At 65.9% G+C, this 9,086-nt stretch carries 19 protein-coding genes and 1 tRNA gene; all 20 read right to left on the bottom strand.

Annotation, left to right across the window (positions count from 1 at the left end):
* Window positions 1-413, bottom strand: a 413-nt coding sequence (locus A8M77_RS36900; RefSeq protein ID WP_238136908.1) for an HNH endonuclease, incomplete at its 3' end; no start/stop codon positions are given.
* A 120-nt stretch (window positions 414-533) separates the two neighbouring features.
* Window positions 534-743, bottom strand: coding sequence for a hypothetical protein (locus A8M77_RS21415; protein WP_086923534.1), 210 nt, complete (start codon window positions 741-743; stop codon window positions 534-536).
* Between the two features lies 1 nt (window position 744).
* Window positions 745-1,026: a hypothetical protein gene (locus tag A8M77_RS21410; RefSeq protein WP_086923533.1), complete on the bottom strand. Its 282-nt coding sequence runs from the start codon at window positions 1,024-1,026 to the stop codon at window positions 745-747.
* 93 nt (window positions 1,027-1,119) lie between these two features.
* Window positions 1,120-1,362, bottom strand: a complete 243-nt coding sequence (locus A8M77_RS21405; protein WP_086923532.1) for a hypothetical protein — start codon at window positions 1,360-1,362, stop codon at window positions 1,120-1,122.
* 83 nt (window positions 1,363-1,445) lie between these two features.
* Window positions 1,446-1,521 (bottom strand) — tRNA-Trp (locus tag A8M77_RS21400).
* Window positions 1,522-1,680: 159 nt separating this feature from the next.
* Window positions 1,681-2,049 carry a phage protein NinX family protein gene (locus A8M77_RS21390; protein ID WP_086923531.1) on the bottom strand — a complete coding sequence of 123 codons (369 nt, stop codon included), beginning with the start codon at window positions 2,047-2,049 and terminating at the stop codon, window positions 1,681-1,683.
* A complete protein-coding gene (locus A8M77_RS21385) occupies window positions 2,049-2,474 on the bottom strand; it encodes a hypothetical protein (RefSeq protein WP_086923530.1) in 426 nt (141 codons plus the stop codon). Before A8M77_RS21385 ends, A8M77_RS21390 begins: the two co-directional genes overlap by 1 nt.
* On the bottom strand, window positions 2,474-2,818 hold the full coding sequence (locus A8M77_RS21380; protein ID WP_143694704.1) for a hypothetical protein: 345 nt from the start codon (window positions 2,816-2,818) through the stop codon (window positions 2,474-2,476). The genes A8M77_RS21385 and A8M77_RS21380 overlap by 1 nt, the downstream gene beginning before the upstream one ends.
* Window positions 2,819-2,820: 2 nt before the next feature.
* On the bottom strand, window positions 2,821-3,264 hold the full coding sequence (locus A8M77_RS35375; protein ID WP_143694703.1) for a hypothetical protein: 444 nt from the start codon (window positions 3,262-3,264) through the stop codon (window positions 2,821-2,823).
* The gene (locus A8M77_RS35370; protein ID WP_143694702.1) at window positions 3,261-3,476 is read right to left on the bottom strand and encodes a hypothetical protein; all 216 of its coding nucleotides are present in this window, start codon (window positions 3,474-3,476) and stop codon (window positions 3,261-3,263) included. The genes A8M77_RS35375 and A8M77_RS35370 overlap by 4 nt, the downstream gene beginning before the upstream one ends.
* Before the next feature lie 241 nt (window positions 3,477-3,717).
* The gene (locus tag A8M77_RS21375; protein WP_143694701.1) at window positions 3,718-4,200 is read right to left on the bottom strand and encodes a hypothetical protein; all 483 of its coding nucleotides are present in this window, start codon (window positions 4,198-4,200) and stop codon (window positions 3,718-3,720) included.
* Window positions 4,197-4,424, bottom strand: a complete 228-nt coding sequence (locus A8M77_RS21370; protein WP_086923527.1) for a hypothetical protein — start codon at window positions 4,422-4,424, stop codon at window positions 4,197-4,199. Before A8M77_RS21370 ends, A8M77_RS21375 begins: the two co-directional genes overlap by 4 nt.
* Before the next feature lie 14 nt (window positions 4,425-4,438).
* Window positions 4,439-4,882 (bottom strand): recombination protein NinB, encoded by a 444-nt coding sequence (locus tag A8M77_RS21365; protein ID WP_086923526.1) that lies wholly within the window; start codon window positions 4,880-4,882, stop codon window positions 4,439-4,441.
* A 169-nt stretch (window positions 4,883-5,051) separates the two neighbouring features.
* Window positions 5,052-5,285 carry a hypothetical protein gene (locus tag A8M77_RS21360; RefSeq protein ID WP_086923525.1) on the bottom strand — a complete coding sequence of 78 codons (234 nt, stop codon included), beginning with the start codon at window positions 5,283-5,285 and terminating at the stop codon, window positions 5,052-5,054.
* Window positions 5,282-5,485 (bottom strand): hypothetical protein, encoded by a 204-nt coding sequence (locus tag A8M77_RS36145; RefSeq protein ID WP_086923524.1) that lies wholly within the window; start codon window positions 5,483-5,485, stop codon window positions 5,282-5,284. The genes A8M77_RS21360 and A8M77_RS36145 overlap by 4 nt, the downstream gene beginning before the upstream one ends.
* Complete coding sequence (locus tag A8M77_RS21350; protein ID WP_086923523.1) at window positions 5,482-5,997, bottom strand: hypothetical protein; 516 nt, start codon at window positions 5,995-5,997, stop codon at window positions 5,482-5,484. The genes A8M77_RS36145 and A8M77_RS21350 overlap by 4 nt, the downstream gene beginning before the upstream one ends.
* Window positions 5,994-6,308 carry a winged helix-turn-helix domain-containing protein gene (locus tag A8M77_RS21345; protein WP_086923522.1) on the bottom strand — a complete coding sequence of 105 codons (315 nt, stop codon included), beginning with the start codon at window positions 6,306-6,308 and terminating at the stop codon, window positions 5,994-5,996. The genes A8M77_RS21350 and A8M77_RS21345 overlap by 4 nt, the downstream gene beginning before the upstream one ends.
* On the bottom strand, window positions 6,305-6,781 hold the full coding sequence (locus A8M77_RS21340; protein WP_086923521.1) for a hypothetical protein: 477 nt from the start codon (window positions 6,779-6,781) through the stop codon (window positions 6,305-6,307). The genes A8M77_RS21345 and A8M77_RS21340 overlap by 4 nt, the downstream gene beginning before the upstream one ends.
* Window positions 6,778-8,232, bottom strand: coding sequence for a replicative DNA helicase (gene dnaB, locus A8M77_RS21335; RefSeq protein WP_086923520.1), 1,455 nt, complete (start codon window positions 8,230-8,232; stop codon window positions 6,778-6,780). The genes A8M77_RS21340 and dnaB overlap by 4 nt, the downstream gene beginning before the upstream one ends.
* Window positions 8,229-9,062 (bottom strand): hypothetical protein, encoded by an 834-nt coding sequence (locus tag A8M77_RS21330; protein WP_143694699.1) that lies wholly within the window; start codon window positions 9,060-9,062, stop codon window positions 8,229-8,231. The genes dnaB and A8M77_RS21330 overlap by 4 nt, the downstream gene beginning before the upstream one ends.
* Window positions 9,063-9,086: the final 24 nt, after the last annotated feature.

Below are 9,086 nucleotides of genomic sequence, written 5' to 3'. Positions count from 1 at the left end.
CCCCTTCCGACGTCCCCGACCTGCCCCGCGGTCCCCTGGCGGTCTCCTGACGCGTCCCTGATGGCTCGGTCTGCTGCTTCCTGCCTCTGCTTGTCGCTCGAGTGGTGGTGGGCGCATAGGCTCTGCCAGTTCGAGCGGTCCCAGAACAGGCACTGGTCGCCTCCATGGGGGATGCGGTGGTCGACGATGGTGGCCGGGACGGCGCGTCCGTCCTGCTCCTTGCACATCACGCAGAGGGGGTTGGCCAGAAGGTGGGCTTCCCGGGCCTTTTGCCAGCGGTAGCCGTAGCCGCGCTGGGCGCTCGATTGGTTGGCAGTGCGCCATGACCCGGGCTGGATCGTGGCCAGCCTGTGGGGCTGGGGCTGGACCCTACTGCGCAGGGTCGTGAGGCTTGGTCGGGGTGACTTGGCCATGGGGTTTGGTGCGTTCGGCGGTCTTCTGCTCTTGGCGCAGCACGGCGACGAGGGCCTGCGCGGCCAGCTTGGCCTTGCGCGCTATCCAAGCGCGGCGGGCGTCACATCCGGAGCAGGGCATTACAGCCTCGGCTCGAACCGCACAGTGAACCGCTCCACTGTGCAGATGGCACTGATGCGATCGGTGTTAGGGATGGCTGGGCCTTCGAGGTCGAGCTCGATGGTCTGGGTGATCGGTTCGACCGAAGCGCCGATCAGGCGCATGCCTTGGGCCTGCCCCTTGAACAGGCTGTCGAGCAGGAGCTCGGCGGAGACCTGGAGCTTGGCCATCTCAGGCTTCCGGAGGCTTCGCCATGCAGCCCAGCTTCAGCCCTTCGGTCAGCACCAGTACCTTGATGTCGCCCATGACCTGCTTCCAGTAGGAGCGCAGGTGCTCGCACTGTTCGATGCTCAGCGACCGATCGACGGTCAGCACGAACACATCGCCCGGCTTGGGCTGCAGCCGCTGGAGGTCGCCGAGGAAGCGGATCTCGCGCTGCTCCTCCTGCGCTTGGCCGTCGGCCGGCAGCGCTGCGCGCGCGCCGAGCGGCGCGACGGTGGTGATTCCGTTCATGTGTGGGTGGCTCCGAAAAGGCGGCGCCCGCGGGTGAGGCGGGCGCCGGTAATTGGGCAACAGCAGGCAAGCCGCCCAAGGAGACAACTGAAATCAGTCGGCCTTCTGAGCCTCGTCTGCAGGCGTGAAGTCGACATAGAACTGGCGGCCGGGCACGAACTGCGCGGCCGCGTCGGGGTTGATGGTGCCCAGCTGGATCTGGCCGCCGGGAGTCCACTTGAAGAACTTGTCGTTCTCCGAGCTGCCGCTGGTGACCGGCGACAGGTTGGCCGTTTTCAGGCCGCCCTCGGACTCGGTGACACTCTGCACCTTGAACTTGGCTCGAACTGTGGTCATGGTGACATTGCCTTCTACTGGCGAGCGCGGACGTCCGGTCCAGGCGACATGCCTGGCTCCGATTCCGTGCGTGCGAGTTGGGATGGCGTACCGGGAAGGCCTTGAACCCTCAACCGCTGGTTTTGGAGACCAGTGCTCTGCCCATTGAGCTACCGATACACGTGGGGGCTGGCAGGCCCTCAAGGATTCGAACCTTGGAATGCCGGGATCAAAACCCGGTGCCGTAGACCGCTTGGCTAAGGGCCAGAAATGAGAAAGCCGCCTCGGGTGGGCGGCTTCGGGATTTTCTGGACGCACCTGTGGCGTCCGGGGCGGATGTTACATGAATTCGCGGTAGTGTTGCAACGGAGGATCGACTTCTTCTCCGCACGCGGCCTCGACCAGCGCCCTCAGGCCGGCCTGCAATGGATCGTCACCCCATTGCCTGCCAACACTGTGCGGCGGCCGCTCGTTTCGCCTGTACCGGTGGCATTCGCCTTTGCAGCCGCTGCCGTTCTTGATGTAGATGATGCTGACCATGTTCTCGTGAAGGATCGGGCCGCCGAGAGCCCAGTCCTTGTGCGGCTCCCACGGAGCGGCCGGCGCCGCTTCGAGCGCCCATGCTTCGCCCATTGGCACCACCCTCACATCAATGGCTCGCGCAACCCAGTAGTCAAGGTCGTGCCCATCGAGTTGATAAACGTGCATCACATCACTCCAGCAGCCAAGAGTCGGCGAGTCAGCATGTTACGCGCCTCCAGGACGATGACGGCGCGCTGCATCGGGTCGCGCGGCAGCCGCGGGCTGATCCAGACGCTTCGCCCAGTCGAGAGGTTGCGGGCCAGCGAGTAGATGGCGCTTCGGTAGCCGTGATCAGGCGGGTTGTCTGGCATCTGCGAGACCTGGAAATCGATGCACTCCATGATCCGGTTGTTCAGATCATCGTCGAAGGCGTCGGACGTGGTGTCCCATGTCTTCGGGGTCCTGACGTTGCGGAACATGGGGTCGGCGCCGCTCTGAGGCACTGGGATGTAGCCCTTCGCCCAGGAATGCCAGCGGCTGAGCAGGTCGTCAAGCGTAGCGCCGCCAGCGACATCCGCGTCCTCGAAGACACCGCTCGGCTCGACCTGCATCAGAGGCTGCCCCCGAATAGACGGGTGTGCTCGACCTTCTCGGCAAAGCTGCGGTCCTTGGCTTCCTCAGCTTCGCGGATCTCGTCGATGGCCTCCTTGATGGCTGCACGGGCCTGGCTGGGCGTCTGCATATCGGCCGCGTCGATGGTGACGTGGACGATGTTGACGCGTGAGGCGGCGTCCTGCTTCGCTGGCTCCCAGTACACAACCGGATACCCCGCAGCCGCCATGTCCTCGGCCGTGAGCTCGAACCGCGGCCGGCTGGGGTTGCGCTCGGGGATCAGCGCCGAGCCGGTGCCTGCGGTGGTGGGCAGGGCTGCGATGGTTGTGAGGTGGTGGTTCATGGTCAATCTCCGTTGGACGATGAAGAAGAACTGCTGTCGCTCGACGACGAACCGCTGTCCCAAGATCCCGAGGCACCGCCGCCGCCGTAGTTGCCACCGCCGCCGCTGGAGAACGACGATGCGCGGCATGGCTCGGCGGCCGGGGACGGGCTGCTCGACGAGAACATCGCGGCCGACGACAGAGGCAGGTAGTTGTCCGGCACATGCCCTTGTGCCACTGCTGGCGGCGGAAACGCGGGGCGCCGCGGCGTCGACCTCCAGTAGATATGGCTGGCAGGCGCGGGCATCGGGGGCATCGGGACCTGGCCGGCACGCCGCACCAGCGCCTCCGCCTCCTTGCGCGCTTCCCGCCTGCGCTTGCGCCAGGCCAAGGCGCCCAGCCCTGCAACTGCCAGCGGTATGGCTACCAGTGAGCCGGCGATAAGGATGCCGTCGAGGTCCATCATTTCGCTCCCTTCTCGTAGCGCACTACGCGGGTGTTGCCGAAGCCGTAGGCCGTATCCCAGAGGACTTCGCCGCCTCGTACACGGCCAGTGCGCAGGTAATGCGCTTGGGCGCGAGCTGCATCGCGGGTTTCGTATAGCCCCTTGTTCACCCACTTGTGCGCCCTGCTCTTGCGAACTTGGACGCGCCAGAGAACCTTGGTGCTCGATGTCATGAATGCTCCTTGGTGGTGGTTGGTCTGAGGTGCGAGCGGGCGCCGGCGAGCGCGAGTGCGCCTATCGGGCCATGCCGCTCAAATCGCCAAAACAGCACGGGGTCTCCCCCGCGGCGGCCGCCCCAGTTGAAGGCGACGGCCAAGCCGCGCGCGTGCCGTGCAGGCTGGATCACCTCCACTCGGGCAGTCGCCGGCACAGGGCAAGGTCCTCCGCGCCATTCGATCCAGCCTTCGGCGCGGGTCATTCCTCGCTCCACAGCGGCAGGTCGGTCGGCCAGTTGCCCGCGGCCAGGATCTGGCGGCGCGTGTCGGCGCCCCAGGCCGCTTCGACGAGGCGCCGTGCTTCCTTGGTGAACAGGGCCTTCTGGTCGAAGGCGACGTGGCAGCCGACGACGCCGGGCCGGTCGCAGCACAGGGGGAAGCACAGCCTGTCGTCGGTCTTGGTGCCGGCGCCCTTGTTCATGTTCGGGTGCGCGGCCTGGCTGTAGCCGACCAATCCGCAGTGCTTGCAGGGAAGCGCGGCCACCAGGCGGCGGTAGCCTTCGTGCTCGACCGGGACGACCTTCGGCACCGGCTGCGCGGGCCCGGCGCAGTCTGCGAGCACGGCGGCGCGCGGCTTGTCGATCGTCAGGCCCAGGCCGACGCGGCGCGCAAGGATCATCCCCGTGTAAGGCTTTCGCTCCAGCATCGCGCGGCGGCCGAAGGCACTGCGGCGGAGCGTCACGCGGCCCCCTGGCTGAGGTAGTCGATGGTCGAGGCGGCGAACTCTGCACGGGCCCGGTTCTGCGTGCGCTCCCCGCCCGGCAGAACGTAGCCCTCCGGGTGGTGGATGCCAGCGGTGCACGTGCAGGCCTTTGCCCACAGGATGCGGCCCTTCGTGCCAACCAGGATGATGTTCTTCTGGTGCTTGAATGGGTTCGCTTCGGAGTGCTCGATCGTCGCTTCCATGGTGGTTTCCTCTCTCATTGGTAGTCCTGCCAGCGCGAGACGCTGAAGCGCACGCCGAGCTCCGTAACGGCGAATGCCGTCACCTTCTCGATCAGCTCGCTGTATTTCTTGACGCCGAGGTCCTCGGTGCTGATGCGGACCTTCCGGCGCTTCTTGTTGCCGGTCATCGGGTCCGTACGCGTCTCCCAACGGGAGCCGAGGTAGGTCTCGCGGAAGTGCTCCTTCCAGACCTTCAGAGGGAATTTCTGCCCGTTGGCCCGCGCCTGCTCGGCGATCTCGGCCAGCACCACCCCGTGGTAGTACCGGCGCTGGCGGTCGCTCTTGTCGTCTTCGAGTTCGTCGGCCTTCAGGACCAACTTCCGCCCGAGTTGCAACTGCTCCTTGGCCCAGGGCCACAGCGAACTGGCGACCACCTTGTGGCCCTGGTCTACGTCGTGCAGGACGAAGGTGTGCGTCACGACCGCACCTCAGCAAACAGGTCCTGCTGCCGGCTGTCGGGCTTCGGCGCGCGGGCAGCAATGCGCTTGCGCTTCGGAACAACTCCCATCGCGGCAGCGCACACTCGGCCAAACGCGAGGCCGCCCAGCAGGACAGGAGCGCGGAGGGTGCGGCCACAGCGGGTGCAGTTCACAGCCATCCCCGATCAACCGCAAGCCAGAAGGCAATGAAGGCAACCGGCAGCACAACCGTCGTAAACATAGCGTACGCCCATCCTTCGAAGTGGACTATCAGAGACACATACAGGACGTAGAGCATGCCCAGAACAAGCGTTGCGCATACGATCAATACATCCCGCGGCAGCACGCAAACCATGGTGCCGACCACCACCGCAGCGCTCAGGAGGAAGGCGAACAGGTTCACAGCAGCGTCCCCTTCGCGTTCTCCCGCTCCCGCAGCACCTTGACTGGAGCCTTCACGTACTTCTGCACGCGGCAGGTGGTCTGCGCTGCCGTGGTGATCGCGATTCGCTGGGGCATCGGCCGCGCTGCACATTGCCCATACCCCATCTGGCCAAGCTCGCCGACCAGGGACCAATGCACGCAGGTGCCGCAGGAGTTCATGACTGCGTGATCCTTCCCCAGTGGGCGATCAGGAGGGCCTCGGCGCGCCCATCGTCGGCGGCGCGCTTCAGGTCAGCCTGCAAAGATGGGAACAGCCTGCGCGCCATGTCCAGCGACTTCGCCTTGCGCATGCGATCGCGCTCCGACTGCTTCTGCTTGCGATCGGGGTTCTTGTCGATCAGCCCGAACTTCCCCTTCCACTTCTGCGGCGTCACCTCAACCAGCGGGAACTTCGTGCAGTCGATGGCGCCCAGGATGATCCCAACCGTCTTCATCATCGAACCCATCTGCTGCATGCCGCCACCGCTGGCGCGCGCGTGCAGTTGCTCGAGATAGGCCCGGCCGCCGATCGCCGCCGGCGCGTGCTCGCGCATCAGCAGCGCGAGAGCCAAGCCATCGATGCGGCGCTCGGTCGCCTTCAGCGGCAGGTCGAACACCTTCGCCGCGCCCGTCGCGCCGTCGATGAAGGCGATTGCCCCTGCGATGCCAGGATCCACGCCGATGTAGATCATGAGCACCTCCCGAGGTCGAAAACGCTGGCCGGCTGCCGTTTCGCATTGCCCAGGATCGAGCCGTCAGCGGTATCCGGCGCGGCCTGCGCCGCGCTGGCCAGCATTTCCGCCCGGATGCGCGCGGCGCCCGCCAGGCGGTGCACCACCGGCCTACATCCATCGCCCACGTACTCCAGGAGCCCGCGCTCCCTCAGCCGAGCCGTGTACGTGGCAACGACCGTGATCCCGTAGCCCGTACGAGCGCACAACTCGCGGTTCGTCAGTTCCTCGTCCGCGCCGAAGACGTTGAGGATGGTGTCGGCGATGCTCACGACCGCGCTCCCAGGCCATCCCAAGGCGACGGCGGCGCCCAGGTCTTCCCGATCTTCACGTAGCCGATCGAGGCCTTGCTGACGCCATACCGCTCGGCCAGCACCGCAGTCGGCTCATCACTGGCCCGGATCTCGCGCGCCTTCTCGGCCGACAGCTTGGCGTGCGGCGGGATGAGGCGAGGATAGGAATCGGTGTTGCGCTTCACCGCCATGCGGCGACGGCGCTCGGCGTAGGTCACCTCTTCGACGCACCTCACGCAGCGCGCCGTCTCGCAACTCACGGTGATTTCGTGCCCAGGCTTGACTGGGCCATTCAACTCGGTGAAGACGACTCGCCGCACCGACACGATGCTGCCGCCGACATTGATCATCGGCATGACACCCTTCTGACAGGTGCCCTGCCACACCCAGCAGCCGGCATCGTCGATGCAGCGGGCACGGATGCGTTTCAGGAGGTAGGAGCCTTCGGTCACAGGTCACCGCCTTTCGATTGGTTGGAGCGCGCCACGCGCACCTGGTTGGTGGGGATGGGCGTGTCTCGCGGCCAGTCCATGAACCGCGTGTGCTCTCCCACGTAGGTGAAGTCGAGATAGCCAGTGCGGCCGCCGCGCTGCTTGGCCAACAGGGCGCGCGCGTAGTACTTCCACTCGGCGTCCAAATCGGGCTTGCGTTGGATCGGCCGGTCGATGAACAGCACGATGTCGGCGTCCTGTTCGATGGCACCGCAGTCCTTCAGGTCGGACAAGCGCGGCATCGGATCGGTCTCCTTCTCGACGCCGCGGCCCACCTGCGCCAGCGCGACGACCGGAACGCCCAATTCCTTGGCCAGAGCCTTCAGGCCGCGGCTGGCCTCCTCGAGTTGGTAGGTCCGCTGCGACACGCGCGGATCGGTGCCGGCCATCAGTTGCAGGTAGTCGACCAGCAGCAGCTTCAGTCCGCGCTTGCGCTTCAGCGCCCTCGCCTTCGCGCGCACTTGGTTGATGTTCAAGCCGCCCTTCTCGTTGCTGTAGAAGGGAATCTGCCGCAGCATCTCCACGGCCTTTGTCAGGCTGCCCCAGTGCACATCGCTCATGCGCTCCGGCCGGCGCAACGCATGCAGCGGGATGCTGCCCTCAGCCGACAGCGCGCGCTGGCCGCCCTCGTGGTTCTGCATCTCCATCGAGAACTTGCCCACCGGCAGCCCGAGGTTGCGCGCCACGTGAATGCCGATGCTGTCCGCGAACGCGCTCTTGCCCATGCTGGGGCGCGCGCCGACGATGATCAACTGCCCGGGCCGCAGGCCGCCGTCCAGCATCTCGTCAAGGTCGGTCAGGCCGGTCGGAATGAAGTCGGGGGGCTGGTTGCCGGTGCGTCCTTCCTGGCGCTCCTGGATCATGTCGAGCTCGCGCACGACCATGCTCTCCATCGCCTCCCAGTCGTCGGCCGCAGCGTCCGGGCTGATCGCCATCACCTTCTGCATCGCCTCGTCCAGCAGGCCCTCGACCTCGCGGCCCTGCACGTTGAAGGCCGCGGTCGAGATCTCGTCGGCAGCGCCGATCAGCTTCCGCAGCACCGCGCGCTCGCGCACGATCTCCGCGTAGCGCCGGACGTTGCTCCCCGACAGGGCCACCTGCGCCAGCGAGTGCAGGTAGGGCAACCCGCCGGCCTCGGTGTGCTTGCCCTGCTTCTCCAGGTCGGCGAAGACGGTGATGACGTCGGCCGGCTTGCAGGCGTTGATCAGCCGCGCGATGGCCGCGAAGACCAGCCGGTGCTCGTGCCGGTAGAAGTCGTCCTCGGCCAGAAGGTCGCCGACGCGGTCCCAGCCGTAGTTGTCCAGCAGCAGGCTGCCGAGCACGCTCGACTCGGCTTCGATGGAGTGCGGCGGGATGCGCAGCTGCGCGATCTCGCGGTCGTGCTCGAAGGGGATGTTGGCGCGGCCGTTCATGTCGGAGCCTTTGTCTTCTCGATGACCCGCTTCATGCCGGCTTCAGAGCACAGGTAGTCGAGGTCTGCTTCCCAGTTCTCGTGCCCTGGCCCGCGCGGCAGGCGGCCCATGATCCAGTCGCTGTTGCGAGCGCGTTCGAAGTAGTCCCGAAACCACTCGACACCCTGCTCGGCAGTGGTGGCGCGCCGTGATCCGTCGCCCTTGATCGACGTCATGACCCAGTGCCACATCGATGCGACCGCCTTCTGCCGCTTGCCGCCTTGGCGCACCACTCTGACGCCAGGCAACTCGGGCAGCATCTCGTGGTAGACCGCGACGATTCGATCGAAGGGGCAGACTGGCAGGTCGGCGGCCTTGCGCCGGCGACGAGGAGCAGAGGAACTCGAAGAGTTCCGAAGCTCCGATACCTTCCCTTCAGGTTCTTGTTCTAGTTCCGCTTCAGGCGGTTGGCCAACAGTTGTACAACCGCTGCCCACCGGCGCTCCAACGGTTGTTTTGCTAGCTAACTCATTGATTTTGTTGAGTGCGTCGGAATCATCCTGAAAGATCGCACGGGGCGGCAACGGATACTTGGATGTCTTGATCTGCAGGCGTTGCCGGAACTTCGGGATGAAGCCGTAGCGCTTGCTGTCGACCACGTACAGCCGGATGAGGTCGGCATCCGCGATCATCTGCAGAAGCTTGCCGGCCAGGTCGCGGTTGACGTCAGCACGGCGCGCGAGCTTGAACTCGGTCGCTTCGAACAGGCCGACGTCATCGGCCGACAGGATGATGATCACGAAGAGCCACCGCCCTTCCACTGGAAGGGACAGCACGGCCTCGGATTCCATGAGGCCTTCGCGGACAAGGCGGTT

The organism is Variovorax sp. JS1663 (assembly GCF_002157355.1).
Classification (GTDB): domain Bacteria; phylum Pseudomonadota; class Gammaproteobacteria; order Burkholderiales; family Burkholderiaceae_C; genus Variovorax.
Note: the sequence above shows the minus strand (reverse complement) of the source record. Positions and strands in the feature narration are given on the sequence as shown.